General features: G+C 61.5%; 12 protein-coding genes. All 12 read right to left on the bottom strand.

Annotated features, from left to right (window positions below; all coding sequences use genetic code 11):
• Positions 1–50 precede the first annotated feature (50 nt).
• Positions 51–1,103, bottom strand: a complete 1,053-nt coding sequence (locus J5M66_RS12285; protein WP_207809149.1) for an autotransporter outer membrane beta-barrel domain-containing protein — start codon at positions 1,101–1,103, stop codon at positions 51–53.
• A gap of 379 nt (positions 1,104–1,482) precedes the next feature.
• Positions 1,483–2,265: an endonuclease/exonuclease/phosphatase family protein gene (locus tag J5M66_RS12280; protein WP_016774637.1), complete on the bottom strand. Its 783-nt coding sequence runs from the start codon at positions 2,263–2,265 to the stop codon at positions 1,483–1,485.
• Positions 2,266–2,463: 198 nt separating this feature from the next.
• The gene (locus J5M66_RS12275; RefSeq protein WP_123442547.1) at positions 2,464–3,222 is read right to left on the bottom strand and encodes a PIG-L family deacetylase; all 759 of its coding nucleotides are present in this window, start codon (positions 3,220–3,222) and stop codon (positions 2,464–2,466) included.
• A gap of 178 nt (positions 3,223–3,400) precedes the next feature.
• On the bottom strand, positions 3,401–4,060 hold the full coding sequence (locus J5M66_RS12270) for a glycosyltransferase (RefSeq protein WP_130929877.1): 660 nt from the start codon (positions 4,058–4,060) through the stop codon (positions 3,401–3,403).
• On the bottom strand, positions 4,057–4,656 hold the full coding sequence (locus J5M66_RS12265; RefSeq protein ID WP_071172362.1) for an SAM-dependent methyltransferase: 600 nt from the start codon (positions 4,654–4,656) through the stop codon (positions 4,057–4,059). The genes J5M66_RS12270 and J5M66_RS12265 overlap by 4 nt, the downstream gene beginning before the upstream one ends.
• The gene (locus tag J5M66_RS12260; protein ID WP_207809147.1) at positions 4,653–5,411 is read right to left on the bottom strand and encodes a PIG-L family deacetylase; all 759 of its coding nucleotides are present in this window, start codon (positions 5,409–5,411) and stop codon (positions 4,653–4,655) included. Before J5M66_RS12260 ends, J5M66_RS12265 begins: the two co-directional genes overlap by 4 nt.
• Entirely contained in the window at positions 5,408–6,406 is a 999-nt protein-coding gene (locus J5M66_RS12255; protein ID WP_024012877.1) for an acyl-CoA dehydrogenase, read from the bottom strand. The genes J5M66_RS12260 and J5M66_RS12255 overlap by 4 nt, the downstream gene beginning before the upstream one ends.
• A gap of 1 nt (position 6,407) precedes the next feature.
• On the bottom strand, positions 6,408–8,567 hold the full coding sequence (glgX, locus tag J5M66_RS12250; protein ID WP_041480983.1) for a glycogen debranching protein GlgX: 2,160 nt from the start codon (positions 8,565–8,567) through the stop codon (positions 6,408–6,410).
• A gap of 238 nt (positions 8,568–8,805) precedes the next feature.
• Complete coding sequence (locus J5M66_RS12245; RefSeq protein ID WP_123442544.1) at positions 8,806–9,144, bottom strand: DUF2934 domain-containing protein; 339 nt, start codon at positions 9,142–9,144, stop codon at positions 8,806–8,808.
• A gap of 21 nt (positions 9,145–9,165) precedes the next feature.
• Positions 9,166–11,940 carry a malto-oligosyltrehalose synthase gene (locus J5M66_RS12240; RefSeq protein WP_207809144.1) on the bottom strand — a complete coding sequence of 925 codons (2,775 nt, stop codon included), beginning with the start codon at positions 11,938–11,940 and terminating at the stop codon, positions 9,166–9,168.
• Positions 11,937–14,015: a 4-alpha-glucanotransferase gene (gene malQ, locus J5M66_RS12235; RefSeq protein WP_123442542.1), complete on the bottom strand. Its 2,079-nt coding sequence runs from the start codon at positions 14,013–14,015 to the stop codon at positions 11,937–11,939. Before malQ ends, J5M66_RS12240 begins: the two co-directional genes overlap by 4 nt.
• On the bottom strand, positions 14,012–15,814 hold the full coding sequence (gene treZ / locus J5M66_RS12230) for a malto-oligosyltrehalose trehalohydrolase (protein WP_207809142.1): 1,803 nt from the start codon (positions 15,812–15,814) through the stop codon (positions 14,012–14,014). The genes malQ and treZ overlap by 4 nt, the downstream gene beginning before the upstream one ends.
• Between the last annotated feature and the right edge of the window lie 8 nt (positions 15,815–15,822).

Here is a 15,822-nt window from a genome sequence, read left to right as displayed (position 1 = left end):
CGTTTTCGCGAGCAGGCTCGCTCCCACAAGGTTCTTCAGCGTTCAGCAGATCACCAGCGCATCCGCACGCCGAGGCTGCCGATGATCCCGTTCAGATCATTGTCATCCACATCGCTGCTGTAATCGGCGCTCATGTACAGGCTTACCGCCGGCGTGACCCGCGCCACCAGGCCCAAACCCAATTCCACTGTCGAAGACTTGCGGCTGCTGCTGATCTTGTCGACCTGATCGAGCGTCACCGTGCTGCCGGTGTAAACGGTGTGCCAAAGGTTGGTGCGCACGTAGGGTTCAACAGGCAACCCGTTCAAGTCATAACTGCCTTTCAACCGCGCACCGACGCGGCCACTCCACGCGGTGAGGTCGGTCGACGAGGCGTTGCCCGAGCCTGCATAAGGCGCGTCGAGGCTGATGCGCTGGTTGATCAGTTGCGCCTGTGGTTCGACCACCCAGTTGTCACTCAAGCCGATCGGATAACCGCCTTCAACGGAAAAGGTCATCGCGTTGCCTTCGGTGGCTTGCCGATTACCTTGCGCAGTGCGACTGAAGCCGCTGACCCGACCGCCGCTGGCCGACAGGTCGACGTGCCAGCCTTGCGCACCCACCAGACTGTAATAGGCGCCGAGGCTCTGGCCTTGCAGGTTGAGGCTGTCAGTGTTGCGGTCGGCGAGGGCACGTCGGGTCAGCGCACCATCGGCATTCAGCTGGACCTGATTGTCGCCACCTATGAGACCAAGGGTCTGAGTGGTCCCGTTAGCGCTTTTCAACGTGACCACGGCCGGACCTTTGAACTCGCCAGCGGCCATCGCATAACCGGATGAAAGTGCGTCGGTCTGTGCTTGCCGAGCGCTTTTGCCGTACAGCTCGTCCCAGGCAGATGGGGCAAGATCCTCAGTAATCAGGCGCGAACTCTGCTGACTCAATGGCAGTGGTCCGGGTGTTATCACGGTTACTGGCAGGGTCAGCACCGGTATGTCGGCGCGATACCACGCGGGTTCGTCCGCCGCAGATCCCGCATGCGCCTCCATGGACGAGCACAGCAGCAGTGAACCTGACACTGTGCAAAGGGTGATTTTCAGTTCGAGTGGGGTCAGTGAAGTTTTCATGGAGGTCTACCTTGCAAGCGCATGCGTCATCTCGTGTTTGGCGTCTCTCCTACCCCGAACGAGGGGCGACCGAATAGAGCGGGGCGAACCGCGGCTGCTCGATTTCGCGAGTGCCGGAAGGTCAGCCCCAGTAGTGATTCCGGGGGTAGTAAGGTAGAGATAAGAAGAGTGACGCCTGCGCGTCAAGAAAATGCACGATGAATGGCGTGCTTAAATCAGCCTTTGCAAGCGTTTGTTTTTCTGCACATAACTAAGTGTTTGTTTGCATGGAAAAACGCTTGCGAAGCAGGCGGCTGACGGTTTTTTGCCGCCGACGAAAGGTCCTTCCGAGCGTTGGTTGCCGGGAAGGCCTGTCATTTAATTGCTGTCAAAAATGCAGCTACAGGTGCACTTCAACTGCTAAAGGCAAGTGATCGGAAAGATGCGTCCATGGCTTGTTGCCAAGGATGCGTGGGTCATGGCTGCTGGCATTGCGCAGGTAGATCCGGTCAAGCCTCAGCAAGGGAAACCGCGCGGGATAGGTTTTCGCCGGGCGCCCATGATGGCGCTCAAAGGCTTCATGCAGATAATCGCGACGGGCGAGGGCGGCGTTGCCTTGCAACTGCCAGTCATTGAAATCGCCGGCGATGATCACCGGCGCATCGTCGGGTAGAGATTCAAGCAACTGGCAGAGCAGTTGCAACTGCAATTGTCGATGGCTTTCCAGCAGACTCAAATGCACACAGATTGCATGCACCTCGGCATGCCCAGGCACATCAAGAATGCAGTGCAACAGCCCGCGCCGTTCAGGCCCGGTGATCGACACGTCGAGGTTGCGATATTCGCGGATCGGGTATTTCGACAGCAGCGCGTTGCCGTGGTGGCCGTCGGGGTAAACGGCGTTGCGCCCGTAGGCAAAATCGCTCCACATACTGTCGGCGAGGAATTCGTACTGCGACGTCTGCGGCCAGTCGTTGTAACGGCTGGAATGGCGTTCGTGTTCACCCACCACTTCCTGCAGAAACACCAGATCGGCCGAGGTACTGCGCATCGCTTCGCGCAGCTCCGGTAGAACGAACCGCCGATTCAGCGCGGTGAAGCCCTTGTGGGTGTTGACCGTGAGTACCCGCAGGCGATGAATGACTGGCGCGTCGACCGCTTGACGCTTGGGATCGCTGGACACGTTCACTCCTCTGAATTGGGCCATGCCTGTTCATGCGACTGGTTTGAGGGGGTGGCAGTTCCTTACGATGATTCACTGCTGGGCCAATGTGGGAGCGAGCCTGCTCGCGAAGACTTCATCACATTCAATACATCTGACACATGACACACCGCTTTCGCGAGCAGGCTCGCTCCCACAGGTATGTTGAGCTTCCGCCGTTCAGAAGAAGACGATTTCATACGGCAAGCGCATCCGCTCCAGCAGCACCGGCGGCAGCAGCGGGGCGATGCCGATGGCCGGTTCGCCTTTGAGCTGGCTGGCATAGGCGTGGGTGGCGTGGCTCTTGCGCGCGACTGTCCAGGTGTCGAGACGCAGCTTGCGCGCGCGTTCCCAGGGAATCATCTGCTGGTCGCGCTCCGGCCAGTGCCAGGCCCACACCGGCACATCGTGGTAGGTCGCCCCAGCCTTCTGCGCCGCGTCGAAACTGGCCCGGCCAACCACTTCATGATCCGGCGGGCCATCCTTGCGCCAGGTACTGAACACTACGTCGCCCGGTCGCAGGTAACGGCCGATGAACTCGGTGAGCTGGCTTTGCTGATCACTCAGTGCATTGTCAGTAAAGCCGCCGCGCACCCACTTCAGGCTGTGCATGGGCAGGCCGAGGCGGCGCAGGGCTTCAACGCTTTCCTGCGGACGGAATACGCTCAGGCGCTGTTCCGACCACTGGCGCGAGCCGGGGTGGCTGGCGCTACCGTCGGTAATCGAGAGCAATTGCAGGGGATGGCCAAGGCTGGAGAGCAGTTGCAGCAGACCGCCGCAAGTGACCACTTCATCGCCCGGATGCGGGGCGATGACCACGGCGCGGGCGCCGGCGGGTACCAGGCTGTGGGTGTTGATGACGGGAATATTGTCGAGTTGCGGCGCGCTGTTCCAGATCTGTGCCGGCAGGCCGTGTTCGTTGAGTAATGACGATTTCATGAGTGCGACGTCCTTGTGGTATCTCGCCCTCAGTCGTGAGCAGCCAACGCTGATCGCGGCCCGTGAAGGCAAATGAATAGCAACGGTGCAGTGCTCCAACCCTTGGATTACTGCGAGGCAGAGTATTGCTCAAGACAGCCGATTCGTCGCGTCACAGATCAATCTGATCCGTAATTTTTTATTCCAGCTGTGCCAGATTGCGCAGAAAGTCACCGAACCCGCCCTTGGCCCGACTGTCTAGACGGGCGCTGGTGTGCACCTGCGGTCGGTGACTCCAGGCGATATTGGCGCCGCTGCGCTCCAGTGCACGCACCAGTTGCACGTCCTCGTCACAGGTCAGCGGTTTGAAACCGCCGGCCAGGCGATAAGCCTCGGCGCTGACACCGAGGTTGGCGCCGTGAATGTGTCGATGGCCATCGCGAGCCTGATAGTGATGGTGATAGCGAATCTGCGCCGCCTCATCGATCGATTCGTGCCAGTGTTCGACCGTTACCGTGCCGCACACTGCGTCAGCCTCCAGCCCCAGTTGCGCCGCCAGCCAGTCATCGGCGACGCGGCTGTCGGCGTCGGTGCAGGCGATCCAGCGGGCACCACGCTCGAGCAACAGGCGCGCACCGGCGGCGCGGGCTTCGCCAACGTTGCGTGCATCGATCTGCAAGCTGAGCACTGGATAAGCGCTGACGATCTGCGCCGAGCCATCGCTGCAACTGTCGAGCACGACCAGTATTTCCACCGGCTCGCCGGCCAGTTGTGCATGCTGGCTGGCACGCAACGCTGCACGCAGGCATTCATCAAGCAGCGCCTCTTCGTTGTGCGCCGGAATCACGATACCGATCAACGCAAGCCCTCCAGGGCCGCCACCGAGCGTGGCTCGCGGCTCCACAGTTCAAGAATGAAATCCGCTTCCTGATGCAGCACCAGACGCGGCAAAGCCAACTGATCGTGGATCTGATCGTGGACCTGACGCGCATTCAACGGACAGCCCTCGATCGGCGGGCGCCAGTGGCAGGCCAGCAATTGGCCGTCGGCGGTCAGTGACTCACTGATCCGGCGGATCATTTCTGTCAGATCTTTTTCGTCGAGGTAGTAACCGACTTCGCTGAATACGATCAGGTCGAATTTTTCCTCCGGCCAGTCAGCCGGAAGGCGGCCCTGACGAACTTCGGCATGCTCGAACACACTCAAGCGCGTACGCGCCAGCTTCACCGCCGCGCTCGCCGTGTCGCAGCACAACAGGCGGTCGCAGCGCGGGGCCAGTTCTGCACTTAGTTCGCCGTTGGCGCAACCCGGCTCGAACACCGACCTGTAGCGCGGACGGGGCAGGGCGGCGAGGGTGATCGCGCGCTTGCGCTGTTCGTACCAGCGCTGGCGAAACGCCCATGGGTCGTCATTGCCCGCGAACAGGCCGTCGAAATAGCGATCATCGACGCTCACAGGAACACCACTTCAAAAGGTTGCAGCAAACGATCGAGCACATAGGGCCCGAGCACCGGCCCGAGGCCGACGTCGCGGTCGCCTTCCAACTGGCTGGCGAACGCGTGCGCGGCGTGGCGTTTACGTGCGATGTGCGTCGGTGAAAGGAGAATCTTGCGCGCCCGCTCCCATGGCACCGAAGCGTCTTCCGGGGTTGCCCAGTGCCAGGTCCAGACCGGAAGTTCATGGCAGGTCGCACCAACGCGTCGCGCCGCTTCGACACTGGCGCGGCCGACGGCCTCGTGATCGCTGTGACCGTCCTGGCGCCAGGTCGTGAAAACCACGTCACTGGCATGCAGATAACCGGCGATGAATCCGCTCAACTCGGTTTCCTGCGCCGCCACTTGCGTATCGGTAAAACCGCCGCGCAGCCATTTCAGGCTGTGCATCGGCAAGCCGAGACGACGCAAGGCTTCGGCAGACTCCTGCGGGCGCACCACGCTCAAACGCTCGACTGTCCAGCGCTGCGAGCCGGGGTGACTGGCGCTGCCATCGGTAACCGAGATCAACTGCAACGGCCGTCCGGCTGCCGCCAGCAACTGCATGATGCCGCCGCAACCGAGCACTTCGTCGTCCGGGTGCGGTGCGATGATCACCGCTCGCGAACCCAGCGGTACCAAGTCAAGAATGTCGATGGCCGGCAGCTCGGCCAGACGCCGCGAAGCCTGCCATTGCTGCAATGAAGTGCCCTGGCCAACGATCGGGTTGTCCTTCATAACGCCCAGACCTCGCAGGACTGACCAGCAATCTGCTGGCCCAGTGCAGCAAGGTCGCGTTCAGCGTGACTCTGGCGCAGAAACACCGGCAGGTCGGCACTCAACCGGGCGAAATGCCGATCCTGACAAAACGGCCCGGCACCCAACGCACGACCGACTTCACGCATCACCTGTTCAGCAGACTGTTCAACCACGGCGCGGGCGCGGCGGGCGAGCAATTCAGCGTCGGCCTCGGGCTGCGCATCGATTTGCAGCGCGCTGAAGCGCAACACATCGGCTGCCGCTTGCAGTGCTGTGTCAGTCGCACCGAGATGGGCGAGGGCGTGCGGTTCATCGCGTTGCGCGCAATGCTGACGCAGCCCTTCGGCAATCCGCCGTGAAGCGCCATACCAGCAAGCCGCGATACCGATCCCGCCTTGCCAGAAACCCGGCCGTTGCAGGTAATCACCGGGGTTGCCGATGGCCTGCGCTTCGGCGTTGTCGAACAGCACTTCAACGCTGCCGGTGGCCGCCATGCCCACCGCTTGCCAGCCTTGATCGGTGATGGTCACGCCAGGTTGATCGAGTGCGACTGCAACCAATTGCTGCTGACCGTCCGCGTCCCATGCGGTAAGCAAGGCGTGGCTGAGCACCGCAGCGCCAGAGCACCAGGCTTTGCGCCCGTTCAGCGTCACCATATGCCCGGCCGGCGTGACTTTCACCCGCGCCTGCGGCGGTTCGGCGGCCCACATGCCCCACGTGCTGCCCGGGGTTGGCGTACCGCCCAATTGCTCGATGATCGCCAGCGCGTCGGTGTGGCCCTCATAGAGTTTGCACAGGCCTAAATCGTGTCCACCGACTTCCGAGAGACGCTGAAAGCGCTCCAGCGTGTGACCGCTGCCAGGTAACGGCAAGCGGTCGAGGCCGGCCTCGACCATCGCCCTCAGGCAACGGCCGAGGGCGTTGGTGTCGGCGTAATCTGGCGGACGGCGGGCCAGATAATGTTGAAAGTCCATATCAATCTTCTTCGTCACGTTGCAGTTCGAACAGCAGCAACGAACGCCCGGTCACCGAATATTCATGGCCGAATTCAAAGCGCTCCTGGCCGCGAATCGACGGCTGATTGGTGTCGATCATGCAGGTCCAGAAGCCGCCGTCCGGCACTTCCGGCAGGGTGAAGTTGACGATGTCGTGGTGTGCGTTGACCACCAGCAACAGGGTCGCGTCGGCACCTTTGCGGCGGATGCCGGTTTCCTGCGCGCGTCCGTCGAGCAGCATGCCGAGGCAGCGGTTGTGCGCATCGTGCCAGTGCTCGGTGGTCATCTCGGTGGCGTCCGGTGCCAGCCAGGTCACGTCCTTGACGCCGATGTCTTCGTTGTACTCGCCGACCAGGAAGCGTCCGCGACGCAGGATCGGATAAGTCAGGCGCAGCTTGATCAGGCGTTTGACGAACTTGAGCAGGGCCTTGCCGTCCTCGCTCAGGTCCCAGTTGACCCAACCAATCTCGCTGTCCTGGCAATAGGCGTTGTTGTTGCCGTCCTGGGTGCGGGCGAACTCGTCACCGGCAACGATCATCGGTGTGCCCTGGGCCAGCAGCAGGGTAGCGAAGAAGTTGCGCATCTGCCGATGGCGCAAAGCGTTGATTTCCGGATCGTCGGTCGGACCTTCGACGCCGTGGTTCCACGACAGGTTGTTGTTACTGCCGTCCTGGTTGTTCTCGTCGTTGGCTTCGTTGTGCTTGTCGTTGTACGAGACCAGATCGTTGAGGGTGAAACCGTCGTGGGCGGTGATGAAGTTCACCGACGAATACGGCCGGCGCCCGCGCTGGTTGAACATCTCACCGGAAGCGGTCATGCGGCTGGCGAAATCGGCAAGCTGAGCGTCGTCACCTTTCCAGAACGCACGCACGGTGTCGCGGAACTTGTCGTTCCATTCGACCCAGCCCGGCGGAAAGTTGCCGACCTGATAGCCGCCGGGGCCGCAGTCCCAAGGTTCGGCGATCATTTTCACCTGACGCAGCACCGGGTCCTGACGGCAGGCGACGAGGAAGCTGTGGCGCTCGTCAAAACCATCGTGGTAGCGGCCAAGAATGGTTGCCAGGTCGAAGCGGAAGCCATCGACGTGCATCTCACTGGCCCAGTAGCGCAGGGAGTCAGTGACCATTTGCAGCACGCACGGGTGGCTCAGGTCCAGGGTGTTACCGGTGCCGGAATCGTTGATGTAGTAGCGCTTGTCGTCCGGCATCAAACGGTAGTAGGAGGCGTTGTCGATACCGCGCATCGACAGGGTCGGACCTTGCTCGTTGCCTTCGGCGGTGTGGTTGTAGACCACGTCGAGAATCACTTCGAGGTTGGCGTCGTGCAGGTGCGCGACCATTTCCTTGAATTCGGCAATCTTGCCACTGGCAAGATAACGCGGGTCCGGGGCGAAGAACGCGATGCTGTTGTAGCCCCAGTAGTTGGTCATGCCCTTTTGCAGCAGATGCTGATCGTTGACGAAAGCATGGATCGGCAGCAGTTCGACAGACGAAACACCGAGCTTGCGAATGTGCTCGAGCACGTCGTCAACCATCAGACCGCCGAAAGTGCCACGCAGGTTTTCCGGCACCGACGGGTGACGCATGCTGATGCCGCGCACGTGGGTTTCATAGATGATGGTCTTGTCCCACGGCACGCTGACGCGATGGTCGTTGCCCCAGGTGTGCGCCGGGTCGATGACCTTGCACTTGGGCACGAATGGCGCGCTGTCACGCTCGTCGAAACTGAGGTCGGCGTCGGGGTGGCCGATGGTGTAGCCGAACAGCGCCTCCGACCATTTCAGCTCGCCGACCAATTGCTTGGCGTACGGGTCGATCAGTAGTTTGTTGTGGTTGAAGCGGTGACCATTGGCCGGGTCATAAGGACCATATACGCGGTAGCCGTAGATCAAGCCAGGATGCGCATCCGGCAGGTAGCCGTGGTAGATCTCATCGGTGTATTCCGGCAGCTCGATGCGTTCGAGCTCGACCTCGCCGGCATCGTCGAAAATGCACAGCTCGACCTTGGTGGCGTTGGCGGAAAACAGAGCAAAGTTCACCCCCAGACCATCCCAGGTCGCACCGAGCGGGAAGGGCAGGCCTTCACGGATTCTCGACGGCTCGGCGTGCGCAGCGGGTTCGGCTTTCTTTGGACGGGTCATGATTGCTCCTGCAAAAAACGGGACAGTTCAGGCAATGAGATTTCCTGGTGGGAGCGAGCCTGCTCGCGAAAGCGTCGGTACATTCGACATTTTCACCAACTGGCCTAGCGCTTTCGCGAGCAGGCTCGCTCCCACAGGGTTGTGTGTTTTTCCCAATAAGGGACTTTCTTCAGGGCGCAAGAACCCCTTGTGGCGAGCACGCTCGCCACACAGTCATTCAGTTCAAAAATGGATCGGGTCAGTTCGCCGGAGGCTTCTTCGCTGCTCGCGGCTTTTTCTCGGTAGCCTTTTCGCCCGGCGGGACTACTTTGGGCGTGGCCGCCGGCTTGGCTTTCGCTGCCGGTTTGGCTTTGGCGGTTGCCGGAGTCTTGCCGTCGGTGCTTTTCGCTGCAGCGGCTGTAGTCTTGCCAGCCACTTTGCTGCCCGCCGCTTTCGGTGGCTTCTTGGGTGCCAGCGCTTCGGCCTCGGCCAGCTTGCGCGCCATTTCCCAATGACGTTCTTCGTGGCCTTCAGGTTTCCCTTCCGACTCCCAGATCTGATAGGCGAATTCGCGAATGCGTTTATCGTCGGTGCTCATCGCAATGCTCCTGAACTGAACTCATGCTTGTGTTAAGTGTTGGATAAAGAGATTGACCGGGACATCCCCCAGCGCTTCGCTGACATTCAGCTCCCTGTTTTGTGTGACTACGCTGCTTGCAAAAAGTCCCTTCAGGTTTGCATCCGAAGCGGCAGACGGTAAAACCACCCGCGTATCGCCCCAGCGCAGCGCATCGACCTGCGGCATGGCACTGTTTTCCAGCAACGTCGCGCAACGCACCGGCACTACCACGATGGCCCGCACGCCTTCGTGTTCACGCGCGAATGCCAAGACGTTGTGCGCCTGACTGCCCAGTACTTCCAATGGCTGGTAATCGCCACGACGGAACAGCTCGCTGTGTTCCTTGCGCAGGTTCAACACCTCACTGATCAGCGCCTGTTTGATGCGCCCGTCACGCCAGTCCTTGAGCAGTTCGGTACCCGGCACAGATGCCTGCAACGCTTGCTCGCGGGCGCCGTAATCCACCGGCCGACGGTTGTCCGGGTCCACCAGACTGAAATCCCAGTACTCGTTGCCCTGGTACAGATCCGGCACACCCGGCACGGTCATGCGCAGCAAGGTTTGCGCCAGCCCGTTGAGCGCGCCGGCAGCGGCGATGCTGTTGACGGTCTTGCTCAGCGCCGCACGCAGCAACTCGCCTTCTTCACCGGTCAGCAGCTTCTCAGTGAAAGCCTGGGCCGCGTTTTCATACGCTTCGTTCGGCGCGCTCCAGCTGCTTTGCAGCTTGGCTTCGCGCAGGGCTTTCTGTTGCCACTGCCAGATGCGCTTGGCGTAATCGGCGAAACCGGCCTGGTCATCGTCCTGCAGGTCCAGCGGCCAACTGCCGAGCAATGCCTGATAGAGGATGAGTTCGTCGCCAGCGGAAGGCGCGTCATCTTCGATGCGCACCGGGCGGGCGAGGGCGCGCCACAGTTCGACCTGATCGGCGTACCAATGGCTGCGCTCGCTGAGTACGGCCAACCGGGCGCGGGTGTCTTCGCCGCGCTTATGGTCATGGGTGGCAGTCGCCAGCAGGTTGTCAGGAAACTCGGCCATGCGCTGTTGATTGACTTCGTGGAACTCGCTGACCGGCGCGCTGAACTGCTCGGTGTTGTAACCGACATCATTGCGCGACAGCAGCACCGCCGAACGATACAGCGCGGTGTCTTCCACGGCTTTGGCAGCTGCCGGCGAAGTCAGTTGCTGGAAACGCACGCAGGCATGCTTGAGGATCTTGCGCGAGCGCCCCCGTGGCTTGCGGCGCCAAGGCGTGCCGCCGAGCCAGCTGGCGACCGAGTCGAGCACTGGCCAGTCGGCTTCGCTGAGGGTTTGCCGCGCACCGTCCATGGCGTGCTGGAAAATCGCTTCGTCCTGCTCGGACCGGCCCATGGCGCTGATGTAAGTGCGATAAACCGGGAAGTGCACGATCAGCGCATGCAGCACGCGGCGAATCGCGCCCAAGGTCAGGTCGCGGGTCATCAGGTCATCACGCGCAACTTGATGCAGGGCTTGCGCGACACTTTCAAAGTCGCTGGCCAGCGAGCCGTTGAGGATCTGCTGACGGGCCAGTTGCGCTTCTTCCATGAACGCAGCCGGGCGCTCGGTGCGGCGCTGCCAGAGCTCGCCGAGCACGTGTTCGCCGTCCGGGTCGTGTTGCAGCAACGACAGCTGGTTCATGAACTCGTAGCCGGTGGTGCCGTCGACGCTCCAGTCGCGGCGCAGGGTTTCGCCCTCGCCGAGGATCTTCTCGACATAGATCGGCAGGTGACGTCCCGGCGCCAAGTGATCAAGGCGACGGCGCAATTTGCGGCAGTAGCCACGCGGGTCGGCGAGGCCGTCGATGTGGTCGATGCGCAAGCCGTCGACCAGACCTTCTTCGACCAATTGGAAAATTTTGCCGTGGGTCGCTTCGAACACCGCCGGACGCTCGACGCGCAGGCCGCCAAGCTCGTTGATGTCGAAGAAGCGCCGCCAGTTGATGTCGTCCGCCGCCGTGCGCCAACTGGCCAGGCGATAACTCTGCCGTTCCAGCAGTTCGTGGAGCTTGTGAAAGCCTTCCTCGGTGGTGGAATCGTACTGTGCGAGGTTGCCTTCGATAGTCGCCAGAACACGCGGATCGCTGGCCAGCTCGCGCAGCTCCTGCTTGAGCGGCATCGCCAGCGAATGTGCGTCGGTCTGGTAACTGAGCGTACTGAAGCGATCGGCCAAGGACTTCAGTGTGTCGTCTGACTTGAGCAGTTCGCCGTAATTGTTTGGGCAGATCGGGAAGTGGTGGTCGTAGTGCTCAACGTAAAAAGTCCCGGTCTGCGCGTTGAATTTCAGCTTCAGCGTACCTTCCTGCAACGCCACGCCGTAATCACTGCCAAGGAACGGCAGCAGCAACTGGCCTTCCATCAACGGGTCCGGCGAGTGCCACTGAATGTCGAAGAATTCGCCGAACGGACTCAGGCGTCCCCATTCCAGCAAGTCGAGCCACCACGGGTTGTCATTGCCGCCCACGGCCATGTGGTTGGAAACGATATCGAGGATCAGGCCCATGTTGTGTTCACGCAGGGTGCTGACCAGTTGGCGCAACGCCGGCTCGCCGCCCAGTTCCGGATTGACCTGGGTCGGGTCGACCACGTCGTAGCCATGCATGGAACCGGCGCGCGCCGCCAGCAATGGCGAGGCATAGATATGGCTGATGCCGAGGCGGGCAAAGTACGGCACCAGTGGCACCGCTTGTTCGAGGGTAAAACCTTTATGAAATTGCAGGCGCAAGGTGGCGCGCAGTGGCTGGATTTGCTGTTGATTCATTGGTCACGCTCAGAGGCTTGAAGGCGCGCGCAGGCCAGCAGTTCCAGGCGGCGGGCGGCATCGGGGCCGTCCAGCAACGCTTCGCTGGGACCGGGCAAACGTCGCGACCAGTTCGGATGTGAATCGGTGGTGCCAGGCAGATTCGGCTGTTCATCGATACCCAAGGCATCTTCCAGCGGCAGCAGGACCAGCGGCGCGCGGGTGTGGCCGAGGAAACGCACACTGGCATCGACCACTTGATCGGCTTCGTGGGACTCTTCGCGGAAATTCTGCGGATCCTGGCGCAGTGCATCGCGCAGGCCTTCGCGTTCACGCTCGCGATGCCGACGCCAGTCGATTTCGCCATTGGCATCGACCAGCCCGAGGCGTGCGTTCCAGTCGATATCGCGGCCATGCCACCAACCGTTGAGCGTCGGCAGGTCATGGGTGCTGGTGGTCGCCAGGGCATCATCCGGCCAGTCGAGAATCGGTTTGAAGCGGGTGTTGTCCTGTTCGAACAACAATACGCGCATGCCCAGAATCGAACGCGCGGCGAGTTTTTCCCGCAGGCCTTCCGGTACCGTGCCGAGGTCTTCACCGAGCACAATAGCCTGATGCCGATGGGATTCCAGGGTCAGCAGGCGCAACATGTCGTCGAACGGGTAATACAGATAGGCGCCATCGGCCGGAGCGGCGCCGTTGGGAATCACCCACAGGCGTTGCAGGCCCATGACATGGTCGATACGCAAGCCACCGGCGTGGGCGAAGTTGGCGCGCAGCATGTCGATGAAGGCGCGGAAACCATTGCGGATCAGCCCTTCCGGCGAGAACGCGGAAATGCCCCAGCCCTGGCCGCTGCGATTGAGGATGTCCGGCGGTGCGCCTACGGTCAGCGAGGCGAGCAATTCGTCCTGGAAACTCCAGGCCTGACTGCCAGCACCGTCAGCACCGACGGCGAGGTCGGCGATCAGACCGATCCCCATGCCAGCACTGCGCGCAGCAGTTTGCGCTCGTTCGAGGCAGCGATGGATCAGCCATTGGCAGAAGGCGAAATAACCGATGCGCTCGGCATATTCCTCGGCAAACGCGCCGAGCGCTGCGCCGCGCGGGTCGTGCCAGTGCTCCGGCCATTCGCGCCAGTCGAGGCTTTCGCCACGGGCGGCGCGCATTTCCTGAATCGCTTCAAAGCGGCAATGGTTCTCCAGCGCTTCGCCACCGGCGTGACGAAAACTGGCGAAGTCGGCGTGCAGCGGATGCTCACCAGCGACGAAACCTTCATACAAGGCTTGCAGCAGCTTCTGCTTTGCTTCGGCAGCGGTCGGCCAGTCGATCAGCTTGAGATTTTCCAGCTGCTCGAACTGCGCGGCCAGGCCACTGGCATCAATTGCATCACGCAACGCGCGTTCGCCAAGAATGCTCCCCGGCGCGGCATACAGTGAATTGAGAAACAAGCGGCTGGACGGCGAATAAGGGCTGTAGCGGCCATTGTCGGCGCTGAACATCGCGTGCATCGGACTGATCGCCAGCGCATCGGCGCCGCGTTCACCCGCTACACGAACCAGTTCCTCCAGTGCCTGGGTATCGCCAAAACCACCGTCACCCGGACGGCGCAGCGAATACAACTGGGCGCTCAGACCCCAGGCTCGCGGGATCGGGCTATCGACCGCATCGGCGACGCTGAAGCAGCGTTCAGGCGCCACGGCGAGCGTGAAATACTGATCGGCGATATGCACTTGCTGATAACCGACCGGAATCAAGCCGGGCAACATGGCTTCGTTGTCCAGCTTCAGGTTCATCTGCGAGCCGTCTTCAAGATGGATTTCGCAGGGGGTTTCCGGTGAGAAATAGCGGCTCAGGTCGAGGGCAACGCCCACGTCGCAGGTCAGCAGGGGTGGCAAATGGCGGTCTTGCTGGACTTCTTGCAATTCCAGCAGGCTGGCATCGATTTCTTGCGCCGTACTGGCGGGGTGGCCGAGTCCGATCAGGACATTGCGCAACACAGCAGGAGCGACTTTTTGCTGACGCCCGTTGGCGTCGATCCAGTCGACGGCAAGGCCGGCTCGACTGGCTAGTATTTCCAGTTGCGCATCGCTCATAGGCGCTCTCCATCCAGGGGGTGCATAACGGGTGCGGCCGTGAGGCTGACGAGCGCGGTGTACGCCGGCAGTTGGTTCGGGTCCGACAGTTCGACTGCGGGTGGCTGTTGAAACAACCATTCGGTATCAGTCTGTGCAGGGTTGACCACTGGCGTGTCACTGAGGTTCAGGTCAATTCGCAGCTCACTGCCGTTGCCCAGTCGCCAGCGTGCGCTGACCGCGCCATGGCCGAGCATCTGCGCGCCCAGAGCCTGAGTCCCGGAGAGGTTGGGAATGATGTACTGGTGACGCAATTTCAACAGTTGCCGGTAGAGCTCTTGCGTCTCCTGTTGTAACGGCGTGCCACTGCCAACCAGTCGTGGGTGTGAGGCGCGGAAGGTTTCTTCGGCATTCGGATCGGGGATCTGCTCGCGCTTGTGCGGATCGGTAAAGGCACTGAATGCGGCGAACTCGTTGCGCCGACCTTCCCGCACCAGTTCCGCCAGTTCACCGTGGTGACTGGTGAAAAACAGGAACGGTTGCTCGGCGGCAAACTCGTCGCCCATGAACATCAGCGGAATCATCGGCGACAGCAGCAACAACACCGTCGCCGCTTGTACCGCACGCGGGTCGGCGAGCTGATGCAGGCGTTCGCCAAAGGCACGGTTGCCGATCTGGTCATGGTTCTGCAGGAACAGCACGAAAGCAGTGGAGGGCAGATGTTCGCTCGGCTCGCCGCGAGGTTCGCCATGGCGAGTGATGTGGCCCTGGAACACGAAGCCCTGGCTCAGGCAGCGCACCAGTTGCTCGGTGGGCTGCGCGGCATAGTCAGCGTAATAGGCGTCGGTTTCGCCGGTCAGCAGCACGTGCAACGCGTTATGACCGTCGTCGTTCCACTGCGCGTCGTAATCGTTTTCCAGCAGACTCGACTGGTTCAGCTCGTTCTCGACGGTCAGCCAGACGTGCCGGGTCGGGTCGATCTGCTGGCGAATGCGCCGGGCCAGATCGCTGAGAAAGTCGGGATCTTCAATCGCGTGCACCGCATCCAGACGCAAACCGTCGAAACGGTATTCGAGCAGCCACATCAGCGCGTTTTCAATGAAGAACTCGCGCACTTCCGGGCGACGGAAGTCGATCGCCGCGCCCCAGGGCGTGTGTTTGTCCTCGCGGAAAAAGCCTTTGGCGTAACGATGCAGATAGTTGCCGTCGGGACCGAAGTGGTTGTAGACGACGTCGAGAATCACCGCCAGGCCATGGCCGTGGGCGGTGTCGATCAGGTGTTTGAGTTGTTCCGGTGTGCCGTAGGAGGCTTGCGGTGCATAGGGCAGCACTCCGTCGTAGCCCCAGTTGCGATCACCGGGGAATTGCGCCAGCGGCATCAGTTCGATGGCGGTAATGCCCAGCGCCACCAAGCGCGCCAGATGCTGTTCGACTTCGGCAAATCCACCGAGCGCACCGACGTGCAGCTCGTAAATCACCGCTTCGCTCCACGGCCGACCATTCCAGGTCGTGTGCCGCCATTGATAGGCATGTGGGTCGACCACCACGCTGTGGCGGTCGAGGTCACCATCCTGCGCCCTGGAGGCCGGGTCCGGCACCTCCAGTTCGCCATCGATGCAGTAACGGTAGCGACTGCCCGCCGGGCAATTGGCCTTGATTACAAACCAACCGTCGCCCTGAGGCAGCATGGGCAACGATTTTCCATCTTCCAGTTCCACACTGACGTAGAACGCGTCAGGCGCCCACAACGCAAATTGCGTGTGCTCGGCATCCAGCATGATCGCGCCGTGGGGCCAGGTTTCTTGGGTCCTTGACGGCATTTTCTGCA

The organism is Pseudomonas sp. 67(2021) (assembly GCF_017491835.1).
GTDB lineage: Bacteria > Pseudomonadota > Gammaproteobacteria > Pseudomonadales > Pseudomonadaceae > Aquipseudomonas > Aquipseudomonas atacamensis.
Note: the sequence above shows the minus strand (reverse complement) of the source record. Positions and strands in the feature narration are given on the sequence as shown.

What these genes read in the sequence shown, in the direction of transcription:
- treZ (WP_207809142.1), bottom strand. Translation starts at nt 15,814, where the DNA reads ATGCCGTCAAGGACCCAAGAAACCTGGCCCCACGGCGCGATCATGCTG.
- J5M66_RS12240 (WP_207809144.1), bottom strand. Translation starts at nt 11,940, where the DNA reads ATGAATCAACAGCAAATCCAGCCACTGCGCGCCACCTTGCGCCTGCAA.
- J5M66_RS12285 (WP_207809149.1), bottom strand. Translation starts at nt 1,103, where the DNA reads ATGAAAACTTCACTGACCCCACTCGAACTGAAAATCACCCTTTGCACA.
- glgX (WP_041480983.1), bottom strand. Translation starts at nt 8,567, where the DNA reads ATGACCCGTCCAAAGAAAGCCGAACCCGCTGCGCACGCCGAGCCGTCG.
- J5M66_RS12275 (WP_123442547.1), bottom strand. Translation starts at nt 3,222, where the DNA reads ATGAAATCGTCATTACTCAACGAACACGGCCTGCCGGCACAGATCTGG.
- J5M66_RS12245 (WP_123442544.1), bottom strand. Translation starts at nt 9,144, where the DNA reads ATGAGCACCGACGATAAACGCATTCGCGAATTCGCCTATCAGATCTGG.
- J5M66_RS12260 (WP_207809147.1), bottom strand. Translation starts at nt 5,411, where the DNA reads ATGAAGGACAACCCGATCGTTGGCCAGGGCACTTCATTGCAGCAATGG.
- J5M66_RS12255 (WP_024012877.1), bottom strand. Translation starts at nt 6,406, where the DNA reads ATGGACTTTCAACATTATCTGGCCCGCCGTCCGCCAGATTACGCCGAC.
- malQ (WP_123442542.1), bottom strand. Translation starts at nt 14,015, where the DNA reads ATGAGCGATGCGCAACTGGAAATACTAGCCAGTCGAGCCGGCCTTGCC.